The following is a 17,711-nucleotide window of genomic DNA, read 5'->3' on the forward strand; positions in this document are numbered from 1 at the left end:
GCAGCTGGCAGACTGAATCCATGACTATCACCGCCGCCGCAGACGGCTCGGCCCTTGGCAACCCCGGACCGGCCGGCTGGGCCTGGTACATCGACGACAACAACTGGGCCGCCGGCGGCTGGAAGCACGCCACCAACAATCAAGGCGAGCTCAAGGCCGTCCTCGAACTGTTCCGCGCCACCGCGCACGTGGACGACGACCTGCTCGTGCTCTGCGACAGCCAGTACGTCATCAACGCCATCACCAAGTGGATGCGCGGCTGGAAGGCCAAGGGCTGGCGAAAGGCCGACGGCAAACCCGTGATGAACCTCGACCTGTTGCAGGAGCTCGACGAGGCCCTGGTGGGCCGCAAATACCGGTTCGAGTGGGTCAAGGGCCACGCGAACCACCCGCTCAACGAGGCCGCCGACTCCCGCGCCCGCGCCGTCTCCGAGGCGTACCAACGGAACGCCACGATCCCCACCGGGCCGGGCTTCGTGGCCGGCGGGCCGGTGCCGGCTGCCGCGGTTGTGAAGACGGCGGCAGCAACGACCCCGGCTGCGAAGACCGCGCCGGCGAAAATCGCCGCACCACGCGCATCCGCCGACCTCGGCCTGTTCGACTTCGAGGTCGAGCGCCCGCACACCGTGCAGGTCTCGCTCAGCGCCGAGGAACTCGGCCGGCTCAAGCGCCGGGCGAGCGGGCGCGGAGTCAGCCCGGAAGAGCTGCTCCGCGACCTGATCTGACTAGCGCCGCGGCTTGACCTTCGGCTTCGCGGCGTTCTTGTTCGGCAGCAGCGTATTGGCCTCGTCCAGCGACATCCCGTTGGTCTCCGGCACCTTGGTGAGCACGAATAGGAAGGACAGGCCGGCGAACAGGGCGTACATGCCGTAGGTGAGCGGCAGCGACCAGGCCGACATCGGCGGGAACGTCACGGTGATGAGGAAGTTCGCGATCCACTGCGCGGCCGCGGCCAGGCCGAGAGCCTTGGCGCGGATGGTGTTCGGGAAGATCTCCCCGAGCAGCACCCAGACCACCGGTCCCCAGGAGGCACCGAAGGAGATCACGAAGACGTTCGCAGCCACGAGAGCGATCGGTCCCCACGCACCCTGCAGCGCGAGCTCGCCATCGACCATGACCGACTGGCTGAACGCCACGGCCATAGTCGCCAGCGACACCGTCATGCCGATGGAACCGGTCAGCAGGATGGGCCGGCGGCCGACCCGGTCGACCAGCGCTATCGCCACCAGAGTGACCAAAATGTTCGTCACGGACGTCGCGACCGAGATGGCCAGCGAACTGGACTCTTCGAAGCCCACCGCGCTCCAGAGCGTCGTCGAGTAGTAGAAGATCACGTTGATGCCCACGAACTGCTGGAACACCGACAGGATGATGCCCACCCAGACGATGGGCTTGAGACCGAGCATCGGGCCGCGCAGCGACCCGGTGCGCTTGGCGCGGGTGTCGTCCTCGATCGAGGCCTTCATGTCGCGCAGCTCACGGTCCACGTCGCCGTGCGGCCACACCTTGTGCAGCACCTCGCGCGCCTTCTCCTCCTTGTCGTGCAGCACCAGAAAGCGCGGCGATTCGGGCAGCAGCAGCGCGATCACGCCGTACACGACCGCGGGGATGGCCGCGACCAGGAACATCCAGCGCCAGGCCTCCAGCCCCCACCAGAACATCTCGCTGGCGCCGCCGGCCGTCGACGCGAACACGGCGTCGGAGAGCAGGGCGGCGAAAATACCGATGGTGATCGAGAGCTGCTGCAGGGAGCCCAACCGGCCACGCATCTGCCGTGGCGAGATCTCGGCGATGTAGGCGGGGGCGACCACCGAGGCGAGCCCGATACCGATACCCCCGACGACGCGCCAGACGATCAGATCGACCACCCCGAACGCGAGTCCGGAGCCGATCGAGCTGGCGAAGAACACGATCGCGCCCACGAGCATCACCGGGATGCGCCCGAACTTGTCCGCGAACCGTCCGCCGAGGAAGGCGCCGGTGGCCGCGCCGAGCAGGGCACTGGCCACGGCGAACCCGGTGATGGCCTCGGTGAGGCCGAACTGCCCCTGGATGGCCTCGACCGCCCCGTTGATCACCGAAGAGTCGAACCCGAAGAGGAACCCTCCGAACGCGCCGGCGATGGCCAGCGCGATGACCTTACGATTTGTCGCTGGTTTGCCATCCCGGCCAGCCGATGTGCCAGCCGATGTGCCGGCCGGCGTCCGGTCCTTCTTCGGTTCTGTCCTGTTAGTCATCGCCACTTCCCCCGCATTCGCTGGTGTCTTCGCCGTCTGGGCAACCCGAAAATCCTACGCCTGCCTCGCACCAGCGGATGACACACAGCGGGATGCCGCCGTTCCGACGATCACCCGACTAACGCCGCAGCACCGGCTCCGCCTTCGTCGCTGCCTTCGGCTTTGCGGAGTTCTTGTTCGGCAGCAGAGTGTTTGCCTCGTCCAGAGACATCCCGTTGGTCTCGGGCACCTTCGTGAGCACGAACACGAACGACAGCCCTGCGAACAGGGCGTACACACCGTAGGTGAGCGGCAGTGACAGCCCTGCCATCGGCGGGAAGGTCACGGTGACGAGGAAGTTCGCGACCCACTGGGCGGCGGCAGCCAGGCCGAGGGCCTTGGCACGGATGGTGTTCGGGAAGATCTCCCCGAGCAGAACCCAGACCACCGGTCCCCAGGAGGCACCGAACGACATGACGAAGACGTTCGCCGCGACGAGGGCGATCGGTCCCCAGGCGCCCTGCAGGGCGAGTTCGCCGTCGATCATGACCGACCGGCTGAACGCCATCGCCATGGTGGCCAGCGACACCGTCATGCCGATGGATCCGGCCAGCAGGATGGGGCGGCGGCCGATCCGGTCGACCAGGGCGATCGCCACCAGGGTGACCAGGATGTTCGTCACCGACGTGACCACCGAGATGGTCAGCGAGCTGGACTCCTCGAAGCCCACCGCGCTCCACAGCGTGGTCGAGTAGTAGAAGATCACGTTGATGCCCACGAACTGCTGGAACACCGACAGCAGAATGCCCACCCACACGATGGGCTTGAGGCCGAAGACCGGGCCACGGAGCGAGCCGGTGCGCCTGGCCCGCACATCGTCCTGGATCGAGGCCTTCATCTCGCGCATCTCGCGGTCGACATCTCCGTGCGGCAGCACCCGTTCGAGCACCTCGCGGGCCTTGCGCTCCTTGTCGTGCAGCACCAGATAGCGCGGCGACTCGGGTAGCAGCAGAGCGACGACTCCGTAGATGAGGGCCGGTACCGCGCTGACCAGGAACATCCAGCGCCAGGCCTCCAGGCCCCACCAGAACATCTGGCCGGCGCCGCCGGCGGTAGCGGCGAAGATGGCGTCCGAGAGCAATGCGGCGAAGATACCGATGGTGATGGAGAGCTGCTGCAGCGAGCCCAACCGGCCACGCATCTGCCGTGGCGAGATCTCGGCGATGTACGCGGGCGCCACGACCGAAGCGAGCCCGATGCCGATACCGCCGACGACCCGCCAGAGGATGAGGTCGACGACGCCGAAGGCGAGCCCGGATCCGATAGAGCTGGCGAAGAAGATGATCGCGCCGACGAGCATGACCGGGATGCGGCCGAACTTGTCCGCGAAACCGCCGCCGAGGTAGGCGCCCGTCGCAGCTCCGAGCAGGGCGCTGGCGACAGCGAACCCCGTGATGGCTTCGGAGAGGCCGAATTGACCCTGAATGGCCTCGACCGCCCCGTTGATCACGGAGGAGTCGAACCCGAAAAGGAACCCTCCGAACGCCCCGGCGATGGCCAGCGCGATGACCTTACGATTTGTCGCCGGCGTGACCGTCGGTGTCGCTTCTCTCGTCAATTCCGTCGTGGCTTGCATAGAAACTTCCTCGTTTTCGCTGGTCATCGCCGTCTGGGCAATCCGTGAAGACTACGCCTGGCCCGCACTCGGGGGGACCAAGAGATGGAGTCCAACGTCCTAAATGTTGCGCGAGCCGCTATATTCGGTCATCTTTCGCGGGCGCACCGAGCGTGGTAGGTATGGCCCATGACGCGATTCCTCGGGGTGGATCTGGCTTGGGCAGAAGGCACGGCCGCGAAACCGGCCAATGAGAGCGGGCTCGCCTGCATCGACGAGACCGGCCGGGTGATCGAGGCAGGGTGGGCCCGCGGCATCGACGAGGTCGTCGACTGGATCCAGCGGCTAGGCGAGCCGGGCGCGGTACTCGCCATCGACGCACCGCTCGTGGTGAACAACCCCACCGGAATGCGGGAGTGCGAACGGGAAACCGGGTCTCGCTACGGTCGCTGGCACGTGGCGGCCAACGCCTCGAATCAGGCCCTGCCGCGTCTCGGCGGGGTCACCCTGCGCGGCCGGCTGGAGCAGCTCGGCTGGGCCTACACCGATGGCCTTGCCCCCGTCGGTGCACAGATGTGCAGTTTCCTGGAGTGCTACCCCTACACCACCCTGGTTGGCGCGCCGGAGTTCGGCTACGACGACAAACGGCCCCGATACAAGCGGATGGGGTCTGCCCTCCCGATCCTCGAACGTCGCGCCGAGCGTGCTCTGGTCTGCGACGACCTCATCGAGCGGATGTGGCGACTGCACGCGGCCTCGCCGCCACTGGACCTGGCCACCCACGCGGCCTCCGACAGCCTGGTCACCGAGCCGACACCGTTGGCCGACGCCGCCTACAAGCACCGCGAGGATCTCATCGACGCGCTGCTCTGTGCCTGGACGGCGTCGCTCTGGCACCGCTACGGCACCGCACGCAGCCAGGTCCTCGGTGCCGCTGACCCGCTGGTCGTGGACGGTCGCCGGGGCACCATCATCGCGCCGGCCCGTCTTGAGCAGCGCCGCGGCGACGACCGTGTCCGGGCCGCCGCACTCGCTGCCGCCGCGTTCAGCGCACCGGCAGCCAGCGCCCCTTCACTCGTTCGGTGACCAGCCAGCTCACCGGGGCGGCGACCTGCCCGGTCTTCGCAACGACGTGGTCGCCGATGGCCAATGCGGCGGTGCCGTCGTCGGCGGTGAAACGCACCGTGGCGCGGGCCGACCCGGCCACCACGGCCAGGTCGGAGGCCTCCACGGTGGTGAGCTCCGCGGCGGCGCCGGCGGCGGCGGGCAGTACGGCCTCCGGTCGCACCCCAGGCTGCAGGGCGCCGATAGACATGATCACGCGGTAGGACGGCATTGCCCCAGAGTACGGGGCCTCACTCAGGCGGCGGCAGCTGCTGCAACGACCAGGTGTTGCCGTCGGGGTCGGAAAAGTACACGAATCGACCCCAGTCCTGCTCGTCCACCTCGCTGGCCTCCACGCCCGCGGCCACCAGCTGGGCCCTCGCGGCATCCGCGTCGGCGACGACCATCTGCACGCCCCGCTGCGAGCCGGGCGGCATATCGGTCATGCCCTCGCCGAGCACGATCGAGCACGCGGATCCCGGCGGGGTCAGTTGCACGAACCGCATGGCCTCGTTGACCCTCTGGTCGTAGTCGGCGTTGAAGCCGACCTGGTCGACGTAGAACGCCTTGGCCCTGTCGACGTCGGTGACCGGGATACTGACGAGTTCGATCTTCATGTCCATGGCGAACCTCCGGTTATGGGCTGAGTGTCACTCGAACGGCGCCAGCCTACGACGGAGCGGGTGCTGCCGCTAGAAGCGGATGTCGCGGCGCGACCGGGTGACCTCGGCCAGCACGTCGGGCAGCACCTGCACCCCGGTGCCCGGGCCGGTCGGCACCCGCAGGTGCCCGTCCTCGAGTACGAACGGGGCGGTGAGGTCCTGGGCGTAGTAGCGGTCAGAGGCCGAGGTGTCCCCCGGCAGCACGAAGTTGGGCAGGCCGGCGAGGGCCACATTGGCGGCCCGGCCGATGCCCGTCTCGAGCATCCCGCCGCACCAGACCGGCACCCCGTGCGCGGCGGCGACGTCGTGGATGCGGCGGGCCTCGAGGTAGCCGCCCACCCGCGACGGTTTGACGTTGATGATGCTGCACGCGCCAAGGCTGATCGCCGCGGCGGCGTCCTGCGCCGACTCGATCGACTCGTCCAAGCACACCGCGGTGCCAATCAGCCGGGCCAGCGCCGCGTGCCCGAGCAGGTCCCGCTCGCCCAGCGGCTGCTCGATCAGGAGCAGGTCGAACGGGTCGAGCCGGGCGAGGTGCCGGGCATCCGCCAGCGTGTATGCGGTGTTCGCATCGACCTGCAGCAGCAGGTCGGGGCCGAACCTCTCGCGAACGGCACGCACCGGGGCGAGGTCCCAGCCCGGTTCGATCTTGAGCTTGATACGCAGGTAGCCCTGGGCGAGGTAGCCGGCCACGGCCTCGAGCAGCTCGTCGACGGTGTCCATGATGCCCACCGAGACGCCGGCCGGCACTGTGTCGTGCACGGCGCCGAGGTAGCCGCCGAAGGATTGGCCGCTCTGGCGCAGCTGGGCGTCGAGGATTGCCGCCTCCAACACGGCCTTAGACATCTGGTGGCCCTTGACCGGGGCGAGGGCGGAGCCCACTCGCTCGGCGGTGAGGTCGTCGCCGAGGGCCTGCAGCCGCGGGATGAGGTGGTCGCGGATCACCAGGTCGCTGGCATCGATGAACTCCGAGCTGTACAGCGGCCGCACCTCGGCGGCGCACTCCGCCCAGCCCTCGGCGTGGGCGGTCGACACGTGCACCAGGGTGATTTCCCGTTCGGTGATGGTGCCGAACGAGGTGCGGAACGGCCGCACCAGCGGCAGGCTCACCCGGCGCAGCTCGATATTCTCGATTCTCATGCGCCGGCGCTCTTCATGAACGGAGTCTAGCCACACCGGATTTCGGGGCGCATGCCCAGCCATCCGCACGGGATCGTCGATTAGGGTTCGAAGAATGAGCAGCCTCGTGGATGGATTCGTGAGCAGTTGGCGTTCGCACCTGCTTGTCACCCTCTCGGGCAACGACGAGGGTCGGCCGGCCTGGGTCGGCACCATGGAGCTGGGCGACGACGCCGGCTTCTTCGGGCCGGGTTCGGCGTCCTGGGCGGTGCACGGCGGCATGGCCACCATGGTCGCGGGCATCCGGGCGCTGCTCATGCAGACCCTGCACCCTGGCGCGATGGCCGGCGTGCACGACTGGTCCAGGTACCGGGAGGATCCGCTCGGCCGGCTCAGCGGCACCATCCAGTGGCTGGTCACGGTGACGTTCGCCGCCACGGAACAGGCCGAGCGTGAGTCGGGCCGGGTGGGCCGGTTCCACGAGCGGGTCGTGGGTAGCTACGTCGACGCGCAGGGTGTTCAGCGGCCCTACTCTGCCGGCGACCCCGAGCTGCTGTCCTGGGTGCACGTGGTGTTCACGGATGCCTTCCTGGCCAGCCACAGGCTCTGGGGCGGCCCGATCCCCGGCGGCGCCGACAGGTACGTGCGGGAGTGGGCCAAGGCCGGCGAACTCGTCGGCGTGCAGGACCCGCCCCGGTCGGACGCCGAGCTCGCTTCGCAACTGCGGGCGTTTTCCGACGCGGGTGTGCTGATGGGCGGCGACCGGGTCGCGGAGGCCGTGCGGTTCATCAGGCACCCGCCGCTCCGGCGCGGCATGCTGCCGTTCTACCGCATCATGTTCGCCGGCGCCGTGGCATCGATCCCGGTCGAATACCGACGGATGCTGGGCCTTCGCCGCAGCCCCCTACCCGTGGTCTGGGCCACCGGCGCTGTGCTCGGCCTGGTGCGGCTGCTGCTCGGCGCCTCCTCCACCTCGGAGGACGCGGCCCGGGCCCGTATCGCCCGCCTCGCCGTGTCCTAGCCGCGCGCCCGGCGGGACTCTCTGAGGAGGGTGCGGGTGATGGCTCCGAAGGTGACGGCGACCAGCGCCGCCGCGATGGCCAGGACCAGCGCACTCGGCTGCACGATCGACTGGCCGGCGAGGGCCTGGCCGGTCACCAGGGCCAGCACGCCCAGGTAGAGGCCGACCAGGGCGCGCAGAATGCCGCGGCGCGCGAGCGGACGGGCGAGGGCGGGCATCCGTCGGGCGAGGGCTTCGAGCAGCAGGGCCGCCAGCGGTAGCACCTGCAGGGCGTGCATACCCACGAAGTGCGGGATGCGCAGGTCGCCGGCCACGGTGCTCCAGCCCAGCAACGGCAGGCTCGGACCGCCGTCGGCGACTCCGACGGTGTGCGCGCCCACGATGCCCTGATAGTCGTCGAGCTGGGCCGCGGTGGGTCCGGTCATCAGGAACGCCAGGCCCATGCCAACCAGGGCGATGAGCAACCCGGAGCGGATCGCGAGGGCCCGGCCCGGGTCGCCGAGGTCGGCGCGGAGCAACAGGATGGCGATGGGCACGGCAGCGACCCAGACCGTGACGATGGATGCCGCCATGACCGACCAGAGGGCAGCGTGGAACCCCGTCGACACGTTGAAGTGACTGGTCAGGCCGGCCGCGGCCGCTCCCACGATGATCACCATCTCCACGACCAGGAACACGGCCGCGACGGTGCCGGCCCACCAGGCCAGCCGACGAGACCGAGCCTTAGCCGCTGGCAACAGCCCGATCAGCCAGGACAGGGTCACGGCGTAGACGCCCACCGAGATGGCGAACTTGAGCGGCTTGGCCCAGAGGGGCGCCCCGGTGACGGTGCGGGGATCGACAGCGAGGCCCACCAGAGCGCCGGCGGTGACCACGGCCATCGCGAGAGCGAGCCAGAGCAGCGGTCGGTGCCACCTGATGGTGGGCGGGGCGCCGGACGCGGGGCCGGTGAGCAGGGTGCTGCGAAACGCGGTTCTGGTTCCGGTGCGAGTACTGGCCATGATGACGGACTCCTGACGGGATGGGGGGACTTACGGGTTGGGCGGTGCTGGATACCGGCGGGCGGAGACGTGCTCCTGCGCCGCTCGGCGGAGGGCGGCAAAGAGGGCATCGCCGAGCACTGTGCCCACGACCACCATCTCCGTCTTGGATTCGCGGTCGGTGCGGGCGTCGATCTCGTCGAGGTCGGCCTCGGCCACGGCGAGCGCCGCGGCCGCGTAGCCGGGCACCCAACCGCTGAGGTCGGGTTGGCCGAGCTCGGCGAAGGTCTGCAGTACCCGGGCCGCGGCCAGGCGGCCGGGATTGTCCGGCGATACGTGCCATCCGCTCAGCACCGCATCGACCTGGGCCACGGCCTCGGGCGACAGGGCCGCACCGTCGATCTGGGGCGAGACCGTGCGCTGGGCGATGTCGAATGTGTGGGACAGGCCCAGGTCCGAGTCGATGGCATCGATCACCTGGTGGGCGGCGGCGATGCTGAGTCCGCCCACCTCCAGCAGGCCACGGATGACGCGCAGCCGGCGCAGGTGCTCCGGCCCGTACAACGACTGGTTCGGACCCTGCCGCTCCCCCGCCGGCAGCAGGCCCTCCCGCAGGTAGTACTTGATCGTCGCCACCGGGATCCCACTGGTCGTGCTCAGCTGCGCCATCCTCATGCAGATAGTTTAGCTATCGGATAGTGACACTGTCTATACCCGGGAGCTGCGGCGCGATCACAGTTACACCGCGATTACAGTTGCACAGTGTCCCAACGCCCCGCCATCCCCATCCCGCCGACCGTGCGCGCCACCCTACGTCGGCCGAAGGCCCTCAGCGTCGAGGTGCTCGCCGGTGTGGTCACCACCCTGGCGCTGATCCCCGAGGTGATCTCGTTCTCGATCATCGCCGGTGTCGACCCGAAGGTGAGCCTGATCGCCTCCGTGGTTCTGGCCATCTCGATGTCGTTCCTCGGCGGCCGCTCCGCCATGATCACCGCAGCCGCGGGCGCCGTGGCCCTGGTGGTGGCGCCGCTCGTGAAGGACCACGGGGTGGAATACCTGCTGCCCGCGGTGTTGTTGGCCGGGATCGTGCAGATCCTCTTCGGTGTCACGGGCCTGGCCCGGCTGATGCGGTTCATCCCGCGGTCGGTGATGATCGGCTTCGTCAACGCGCTGGGCATCCTGATCTTCGTCGCCCAGGTGCCGCACCTTCTGGATGTTCCGTGGCTGGTCTACCCGCTTTTCGCCCTAACTATCCTCATCGTGCTCGGGCTGCCCCGATTCACCAGGGTGGTGCCCGCCCCGCTGGTGGCCATCGTGGTGGTCACCGCGATCGCCATGACCTGGCACCTGGCCGTGCCCACCGTCGGCGACCAGGGCGACGTGTCCGGCGGCCTGCCCGGCATCACCCCGCTGCTCGTACCGCTGAACCTGGAGACCCTGCAGATCATCTGGCCCACCGCGCTGAGCGTGGCCTTCGTGGGGCTCGTGGAGACCCTGCTCACCGCCAAGCTCGTCGACGACATCACCGACACCCGCTCCCCCAAGGGCCGCGAGGCGTGGGCGCTGGGGATCGCGAACATGCTCGCGGGCCTCTACGGCGGCATCGCCGGCTGCGCGATGATCGGCCAGACCGTCGTGAACGTGAAGCTCGGCCGGGCCCGCACCCGCATCTCCACCTTCGTGGCCGGGGCCTTCCTGCTGTTGCTGGTCACCGCGCTCAGCGGCCTGATGGAGCAGATCCCCATGGTGGCCCTGGCCGCCGTGATGATGGTCGTGGCCATCACCACCGTCAACTGGCACAGTGTGCGTCCGGGCACGCTGCGCCGGATGCCCGTGCCCGAGACCGTCGTGATGCTCACCACGGTCGCCGTGGTCGTGGCCACCCACAACCTGGCCATTGGCATCGGCGCCGGCGTCGTGCTGGCCATGGTGCTGTTCGCGCGGCGGGTGGCGCACGTGGTGCGTGTGGACCGGGTACTCGCCGACGACGGCCAGTCGGTGCGCTACGCGGTGAGCGGACCGCTGTTCTTCGGCAGCAGCAACGACCTCGTCGAGCAGTTCTCCTACGGGGTCGACCCCGCCGTCATCGACGTGGACCTGTCCCAAGCGCAGATCTGGGATGCGTCCACCGTCGCGGTGCTCGACTCCGTCGAAACGAAGTACCGCCAGCACGGCGCCACGGTCACCTTCCACGGCCTGGACGAGCGTAGCCGGGCCATGCACGGGCGACTCACCGGGCAGTTGTAGCCCGGCCAGGGTGCCGCCACCCGCTCGTGGCATGTGACGTGCGCGGCGGCACGTGTTGTGCGTCGCGGCACACGTTGTGCGCGGCGGCACATGTTCTAGCGCGTGCCGCCGGAACTAAGGTGTGCCGCGGGAGCCAACGCGTGCCGCGAGCCGCCCCTACGCCCCGGCGAAGAACGCGCCGATCGCGGCGGACAGCGAGAACGGGTCGTTCACATGGGCAAGCTCCCGCGCGGAGTGCATCGACAGCAGCGGGATGCCCACATCCACGGTGCGGATGCCCAGCCGGGTGGCCGTGAGCGGCCCGATCGTAGAGCCGCAGGGCACCGTGTTGTTCGACACGAACTCCTGAAACGGCACGCCGGCGGCGGCACTGCAGCGCGCCCACAGGGCCGCACCGGCCGCATCCGTCGCGTAGCGCTGGTTACCGTTGATCTTGAGCAGCGGGCCCCGGCCGGCCAACGGCACGTTGGCCGGGTCGTGCCGCTCCGGGTAGTTCGGGTGCACGGAATGGCCGGCGTCGGCCGAGACGCACCAGGAGTCGGCGTAGGCGCGCTTCCGCTCCGACATCGTGGCACCGAGGTCATCGCCGATGCGGCTGAGGATGTCGTCGAGCATCGGCCCGCTCGCCCCCGACCTGGACTGCGACCCCAGCTCCTCGTGGTCGAACGCGGCGAGCACGTTGATGGTCTCCTCGCTGCCCGAGGACCGGATCAGCGCCACCAGGCCGGCGTGCACCGAGGAAAGGTTGTCCATCCGGCCCGCGGCGAAGAGCTCGTTGTGCAGGCCGAACCGGGCCGGCGGGTTGGTGTCGGCGGTGAGGATGTCGTAGCCGGCGACGTCCTCAGGCGCCACCCCGGCGAGCGCGGCCAGATGCCCGACCAGGTCGGCCTGGCGGAGGTCGCCCACCCCGAACACCGGGTTGAGGTGCCGCTGCCGGTCGAGGCTGAGCGCCTCGTTGGCGGTGCGGTCCAGGTGCACGGCCAGCTGCGGGATGCGCAGGAACGGGCCGGTGCGCACCAGGTGGGCCACCCCGTCGGTGCTGACCAGCCGGCCGGCGAGCTCGAGCTCACGGTCGAGCCAGGAGTTGGCCAGCGGACCGCCGTACACCTCGACGCCGGCCTGCAGCCAGCCGTAGGACCCGGTGGTGGGCTTGGGCTTGAGCTTGAAGCCCGGTGAGTCGGTGTGCGACCCGAGGATCCGGAACGGAGTGGTCGGCGTGGCCCCGGCCGGTTGCACCCACGCGACGATGGCGCCGTCCCGCACGACGTAGAAGCGGCCGGCGCTCGTGCCGGCCGTCCAGTCATCCGCCTCGTCGCGGCGCTCGAATCCGGCGTCGTCGAGCCGCCGGGCGGCCTCGGCTGCCGCGTGGTACGACGACGGCGACGCGGTGATGAAGCTGGCGAAGTCGTCGATGTATGCCGAGAGTGAAGTCATGACTCCATCCAACCACCCGCACCTCGACAAGCGCGGCCAGCGGTGCGACTCTCGGGACCAGACGAGGAGGCCACCGTGACCGAGACCGAGAACGAGAACGACAACCCGGTCGACCCGTGGCTGCTGCGCTTCGACGGGTTCGACCCGGAGGCGGAGGGCTACCGCGAAGCGCTGTGCACCCTCGGAAACGGCTACTGGGGCACCCGCGGCGCCGCTCCGGAGGCGCGCACGGATGCCGTGCACTACCCGGGCACCTACCTCGCCGGGGTCTACAACCCGTTGAGCACCGAGGTACACGTGGGCGAAGCCATCGGTGAGACCGTGGCCGCCGGCGAGCCCGGTATCCGCACCCCGTTCGAGCCCGCGCCCGGCGCGCCGACGGCGGGGGTTCCCGGTGAGCACGTGCGCGACGACGAACACCTGGTGAATGCCCCCAACTGGCTCTCCCTCTGGTTCCGCACCGGCAGCGGCAGCAGCAGAGTGGGCGACTTCACCGCCCCCGACACCGGCTGGTTCCATCCGGAGACCGCGGACCTGCTCGACTACAACCAGGAACTCGACCTGCGCCGTGGTCTGCTCACCCGGCTGATGCGGTTCCGTGACGCGCGCGGCCGTGTCACCCGGGTGCAGAGCCGGCGGTTCGTGTCCCAGGCGTCGCCTCACGTTGCGGTGCTCGAGACCACCTTCGTCGCCGAAGACTGGTCGGGGCCTCTGACCGTGCGTTCGGCCATCGATGGCCGGGTGGCCAACCGCAACGTGGCCACCGACAGGCTGCTCGCCCACCTGCACCTGATGCCTCGCACCACGCGGGAGCTGAGGGGGGACGCGGTGCTGCTCGAGGTGGAGACCACCCGGTCGGGCATCCACATCGCCATGGCCGCCCGCACCCGCGCCTATTCCGGCGACACCCTGCTCGAACCCGAGAGACGATTTCTCACCGACTCCAGCCGCTGGGTCGCCCACGAGTTCGACCTCACCCTCGAGAGCGGTGTCCCCCTCCGGGTTGAGAAGGTCGTCGTCGTGAGCACCTCCAGGGACCGTGCGATCCTCTCCCCCTCGATGGCGGTGGCCACCTGGCTCGGCCGGCTTCCGGAGACCGCCGAGCTCCTCGCCGCGCACGAGCGGGAATGGGAGATTCTCTGGGACGAATTCGCGGTGCACCTGCACGATGGTTCGCGGCAGTCGCTCGCGCTCAACGTCAACACCTTCCACGTTCTGCAAACCGTGGCCGCTGTGGATGCCGACCTCGACGCCGGTGTGCCCGCCCGCGGACTGCACGGTGAGGGGTACCGCGGCCACGTCTTCTGGGATGAGATGTTCGTCTACCCGGTGCTCACCCTGCGCCGGCCCGACCTCAGCCGCATCCTGCTGGGCTACCGGTACCGTCGGTTGGGCGAAGCCAGGGCCGCCGCGACTGCGGCCGGCCACGAGGGCGCCAGGTTTCCCTGGCAGAGCGGCATCGATGGCCGCGAGGTCACCCCCACCGAGCTCTTCAACCCGCGCACCAACCGGTGGATGCCGGACCACTCGGGCCTGCAGCACCACGTGGGCCTGGCGATCGCCTACAGCGTGTGGGGCTACTACCAGGCCACCGGAGATGTCGAGTACCTGATCGAGCAGGGCGCCGAGCTGCTGCTGGAGATCGCCAGGTTCTTCGCGTCCCTCACCGACTACGACGACGTGTTCGACAGGTTCGACATCGGCGGGACGATGGGGCCCGACGAGTTCCACGACGGGCTCCCCGGCCACCCCGGCGGGGGTGTGCGCACCAACGCGTACACCAATGTGATGGTCGCCTGGCTGATGCGCCGCGCCGTCGACACCGTCGCCGTGCTCGAGGGCCGGGCCTGCCGGCCGTTGTGGAACCGGCTGCGGCTCGGGCCCGACGAGGTGGACACCTGGGAAAGGATCGGCCGGCGCCTGCGGCTGGCCTTCCATGCCGACGGGGTGATCAGCCAATTCGACGGGTACGAGGCCCTGCCCGAGCTGGACTGGGCGCACTACCGGGACACCTACGGCAGCACTGACCGTTCGTTGGGCCGCCTGGACCTGATCCTCAATGCCGAGGGTGACAGCAGCAACAACTACAGGGTCGCCAAGCAGGCCGACGTACTGATGCTGCTCTACCTGTTCTCGGCCGAGGAGCTGCGCGACCTGGTCGAGGAGCTGGGCTACTCGCTCTCCCCCGACCAGATCCGGCGCACGGTCGAGTTCTATCGCACCAGGTCGACGCACGGCTCGACGCTGAGCAATGTGGTGCATTCCTGGGTGGATGCCCGCGCCGACCGCGAACGCTCCTGGGACTCGCTCTGCCGGGCGCTGACCAGCGACCTCGACAACGGCCGGGGCGGCACCACCCACGAGGGCATCCACCTGGGCGCGATGGCGGGGTCCGTCGACATGGTCGTGCGCTGCTACACCGGCCTGGAGATCCGCGACGACATGCTCTGGCTGCACCCCGTGCTGCCGGCCCGGCTCGAGAAGATCGCCTTCAGCATCAACTACCGAGACCAATCGGTGCACGTCGAGGTCACGCCGACCACCCTCAGGCTTCAGCTGCCCAGCGGCGGGGCCACGCCCATCCGGGTGCGCGTCGAGGGGCGGGAGGCGCAGCTGTATCCGGGGCAGACCCACGATTTTGTGCTCGGCACGGCGTGAACCGTGTCAGGGGGTCCCGTTAGCCTGAGGGAATGGCCAGAAACGTCGCAACCAGCACCACCGTCTCCCTGCCCGACCTGCTCGATTTTGTGCGGCCGCGGCACCGGATGCTGCTCGCCACCACCCGCAGCGACGGCCGGCCGCAGATGTCGCCGGTCTCCGGCGGCGTCGACGATGCGGGCCGCCTGGTGGTCTCCTCCTACCCGTCGCGGGCGAAGACCCGAAACGCCGAACGCGACCCGCAGACGTCGGTGCTCGTGCTCTCGGACGAGTGGGACGGCGCCTGGGTGCAGGTCGACGGCACCGCCGAGATTCTGCACATGCCGGCCGCCGGCGACGGGCTGGTCGATTACTACCGCTGCATCGCCGGCGAACACCCGAACTGGGCGGAGTACCGCCGGGCCATGGCCCTGCAGGACAAGTCCTTGATCCGGATCACGCCCACCCGGTGGAGCCCGATCGCGACCGGCGGGTTCCCCGCCGATGTGGCCGCCAGGCTCGACGCGCAGTGACGTCAGACGCCGTGACCATGGACGACGTGACCGACACCCGCGAGGCCGCCCTCGAGATCCTGCGCACCCTCGTGGGCCGGCCCGACGCCGACTTCCACGAGGGCCAGTATGAGGCCATCGAAACCCTCGTCGACCAGCGCCGCCGGGCCCTCGTGGTGCAGCGCACCGGCTGGGGCAAGTCGGCGGTCTACTTCGTCGCGACCCTGCTGCTGCGCCGCCAGGGTGCCGGCCCCACCATCCTGGTGTCCCCGCTGCTGGCCCTGATGCGTGACCAGGTGGCCGCCGCTGCCCGCGCCGGCGTGCGGGCCGTGTCGATCAACTCTGCCAACGCCCACGAGTGGACCGACGTGCTCGCTGCGCTCCGCGCGGACGAGGTCGACGTTCTGCTGGTCTCCCCGGAACGCCTGAATAACCCGTCCTTCCGCGACGAGCAGCTGCCCGCGCTGCTCGAGCGGGTGGGGCTGCTCGTGGTCGACGAGGCGCACTGCATCTCGGACTGGGGCCACGACTTCCGGCCGGACTACCGGCGCCTGCGGGACCTGATCGCGGCGATGCCGGCCGGAGTGCCGGTGCTGGCCACCACGGCCACGGCCAACAGCCGGGTGGTGACGGATGTGGCGGAGCAGGTATCGGTCGGGGGCAGTGACGTCGTCACCGTCCGCGGTCCGCTCGCCCGCGCGTCACTGCGCCTGGGCGTGTTGCGCCTGCCGGACTCCCGCGCGCGGTTGGCCTGGCTGCTCAGCCACCTCGCCGACTTGCCCGGCAGCGGCATCATCTACACCCTCACGGTCTCGGCCGCCGAGGACACCGCCCGGCTGCTGCGGGATGCCGGCCACGCCGTCCGCGCGTACACCGGCCAGACCGACACCACCGAACGCGAGGAGTCCGAGGGGCTACTCAAGGCCAACCAGGTGAAGGCCCTCGTGGCCACCAGCGCCCTGGGCATGGGCTTCGACAAGCCCGACCTGGGCTTTGTGCTGCATCTCGGCGCCCCCAGCAGCCCGGTCGCCTACTATCAGCAGGTCGGCCGTGCCGGCCGCGCCACCGAGAATGCCGACGTGTTGCTGCTGCCGGGTGTTGAAGACGAGGCCATCTGGCAGTACTTCGCCACCTCGTCGATGCCCAGCCAGCACAAGGCCGAGGCCGTGCTGCAGGCGCTACACGCCAACGGTGGCGCCCCGCTGTCCACGCCCGCCCTGGAGTCCCGGGTCGACCTCCGGCGTTCCCCGCTGGAACTGCTGCTCAAGGTGCTCGACGTCGACGGCGCCGTGCACCGGGTGACCGGCGGCTGGCTGGCCACCGGACAGCCCTGGGTCTACGACAGCGATCGCTACGAGCGCATCGGCGCGGCAAGGGTGGCCGAGCAGAACGCCATGCTCGACTACGAACGCATCTCCGGCTGCCGGATGGAGTTCCTCCAGCGCGCTCTCGACGACGACACCGCCGTGCCCTGCGGCCGCTGCGACAACTGCACGGCCCCCTGGTACCCCACCGACGTTCAGGCCGATGCGGCGGGCACCGCGGCCTCGGCCCTGGACCGGGTGGGCGTGGCCCTGGAACCCCGCGCCCAGTGGCCCACCGGCGCCGACAGGCTCGGCGTGAGCGCCAAGGGCCGCATCGACGCCGGCGACAGGGTGCTGCCCGGTCGCGCTCTGGCCCGACTCACCGACCTGGGCTGGGGCAACACCCTGCGCGATACTTTCGCGCCCAACACCCCGGATGCGCCCGCCTCGCCGGCGCTGCTGGCCGCCTGCGTGCGGGTGCTCGCCGAGTGGGGCTGGGCCGAACGGCCCGTGGGCGTGGTGGCCATGCCGTCCCGCCGGCATCCGCTGCTGGTGGCCTCGGTGGCCGCCGAACTCAGCCGGGTGGGGCGGCTGCCGCAACTGGGCACGCTGAGCCTGGTGGGCGCGGGGCCCACCGGCGAATCCGGCGGCAACAGCGCCTATCGGCTCTCCAGCGTCTGGGGCGCCTTCGAGGTCGGCCCGGAGCTGGCCGCGAACCTGGCCGGAGCCGACGGGCCGGTGCTGCTGGTCGACGACCTCGGCGACAGCCGGTGGACCCTCACCGTCGCCGGCCGGCTGCTCCGCCGCGCGGGCGCGCCGGGCGTGCTGCCGTTCACGCTGGCGCTGCGGTCGTAGCCGAG

Annotated in this window: 15 protein-coding genes; 7 read left to right on the plus strand and 8 right to left on the minus strand. The window is 69.9% G+C overall.

Translation table 11 applies throughout. The annotated features are described in order from the left end of the window. Positions 1-20 precede the first annotated feature (20 nt). On the plus strand, positions 21-725 hold the full coding sequence (locus C3B61_RS16635) for an RNase H family protein (RefSeq protein WP_103461628.1): 705 nt from the start codon (positions 21-23) through the stop codon (positions 723-725). Here the strand turns inward: C3B61_RS16635 and C3B61_RS16640 are convergent, their stop codons facing one another. Continuing rightward, positions 726-2,237 (minus strand): sugar porter family MFS transporter, encoded by a 1,512-nt coding sequence (locus tag C3B61_RS16640; protein ID WP_103461629.1) that lies wholly within the window; start codon positions 2,235-2,237, stop codon positions 726-728. A gap of 118 nt (positions 2,238-2,355) precedes the next feature. Next, positions 2,356-3,852: a sugar porter family MFS transporter gene (locus C3B61_RS16645; RefSeq protein ID WP_103461630.1), complete on the minus strand. Its 1,497-nt coding sequence runs from the start codon at positions 3,850-3,852 to the stop codon at positions 2,356-2,358. Positions 3,853-4,020: 168 nt separating this feature from the next. Here C3B61_RS16645 and C3B61_RS16650 point away from each other — a divergent pair, with 168 nt between their 5' ends. Next, complete coding sequence (locus C3B61_RS16650; protein ID WP_088456777.1) at positions 4,021-4,917, plus strand: DUF429 domain-containing protein; 897 nt, start codon at positions 4,021-4,023, stop codon at positions 4,915-4,917. Here the strand turns inward: C3B61_RS16650 and C3B61_RS16655 are convergent. From C3B61_RS16655 to menC, 3 genes are all read right to left on the minus strand, one after another. After that, the gene (locus C3B61_RS16655; RefSeq protein WP_103461631.1) at positions 4,877-5,167 is read right to left on the minus strand and encodes a hypothetical protein; all 291 of its coding nucleotides are present in this window, start codon (positions 5,165-5,167) and stop codon (positions 4,877-4,879) included. The genes C3B61_RS16650 and C3B61_RS16655 overlap by 41 nt on opposite strands. A 19-nt stretch (positions 5,168-5,186) precedes the next feature. Then, positions 5,187-5,558 (minus strand): glyoxalase superfamily protein, encoded by a 372-nt coding sequence (locus tag C3B61_RS16660; RefSeq protein ID WP_103461632.1) that lies wholly within the window; start codon positions 5,556-5,558, stop codon positions 5,187-5,189. 69 nt (positions 5,559-5,627) lie between these two features. Then, complete coding sequence (menC, locus tag C3B61_RS16665) at positions 5,628-6,737, minus strand: o-succinylbenzoate synthase (protein WP_103461633.1); 1,110 nt, start codon at positions 6,735-6,737, stop codon at positions 5,628-5,630. A gap of 94 nt (positions 6,738-6,831) precedes the next feature. Here menC and C3B61_RS16670 point away from each other — a divergent pair, with 94 nt between their 5' ends. Then, the gene (locus C3B61_RS16670; RefSeq protein ID WP_103461634.1) at positions 6,832-7,737 is read left to right on the plus strand and encodes an oxygenase MpaB family protein; all 906 of its coding nucleotides are present in this window, start codon (positions 6,832-6,834) and stop codon (positions 7,735-7,737) included. On the opposite strand, the gene C3B61_RS16675 is transcribed toward C3B61_RS16670, so the two are convergent. After that, a complete protein-coding gene (locus tag C3B61_RS16675; protein ID WP_208858845.1) occupies positions 7,734-8,738 on the minus strand; it encodes a hypothetical protein in 1,005 nt (334 codons plus the stop codon). The genes C3B61_RS16670 and C3B61_RS16675 overlap by 4 nt on opposite strands. A gap of 30 nt (positions 8,739-8,768) precedes the next feature. After that, the gene (locus C3B61_RS16680) at positions 8,769-9,392 is read right to left on the minus strand and encodes a MerR family transcriptional regulator (protein WP_088456783.1); all 624 of its coding nucleotides are present in this window, start codon (positions 9,390-9,392) and stop codon (positions 8,769-8,771) included. Between the two features lie 87 nt (positions 9,393-9,479). On the opposite strand from C3B61_RS16680, the gene C3B61_RS16685 reads away from it, so the two are divergent. After that, complete coding sequence (locus C3B61_RS16685; RefSeq protein ID WP_088456784.1) at positions 9,480-10,964, plus strand: SulP family inorganic anion transporter; 1,485 nt, start codon at positions 9,480-9,482, stop codon at positions 10,962-10,964. 156 nt (positions 10,965-11,120) lie between these two features. On the opposite strand, the gene C3B61_RS16690 is transcribed toward C3B61_RS16685, so the two are convergent. Further along, a complete protein-coding gene (locus C3B61_RS16690) occupies positions 11,121-12,398 on the minus strand; it encodes a M18 family aminopeptidase (protein WP_103461635.1) in 1,278 nt (425 codons plus the stop codon). A 75-nt stretch (positions 12,399-12,473) separates the two neighbouring features. Here C3B61_RS16690 and C3B61_RS16695 point away from each other — a divergent pair, with 75 nt between their 5' ends. Genes C3B61_RS16695 through C3B61_RS16705 form a run of 3 tightly spaced genes read left to right on the plus strand, consistent with a single transcriptional unit; the run spans position 12,474 to position 17,706 of the window. After that, on the plus strand, positions 12,474-15,056 hold the full coding sequence (locus C3B61_RS16695) for a glycoside hydrolase family 65 protein (protein ID WP_244285977.1): 2,583 nt from the start codon (positions 12,474-12,476) through the stop codon (positions 15,054-15,056). 32 nt (positions 15,057-15,088) lie between these two features. Next, positions 15,089-15,568, plus strand: coding sequence for a PPOX class F420-dependent oxidoreductase (locus tag C3B61_RS16700; RefSeq protein WP_103461637.1), 480 nt, complete (start codon positions 15,089-15,091; stop codon positions 15,566-15,568). Positions 15,569-15,585: 17 nt separating this feature from the next. Further along, on the plus strand, positions 15,586-17,706 hold the full coding sequence (locus tag C3B61_RS16705) for a RecQ family ATP-dependent DNA helicase (protein ID WP_103461863.1): 2,121 nt from the start codon (positions 15,586-15,588) through the stop codon (positions 17,704-17,706). Positions 17,707-17,711 lie beyond the last annotated feature (5 nt).

The organism is Cryobacterium zongtaii, from assembly GCF_002909375.1.
In the GTDB taxonomy this organism is placed as follows: domain Bacteria; phylum Actinomycetota; class Actinomycetes; order Actinomycetales; family Microbacteriaceae; genus Cryobacterium; species Cryobacterium zongtaii.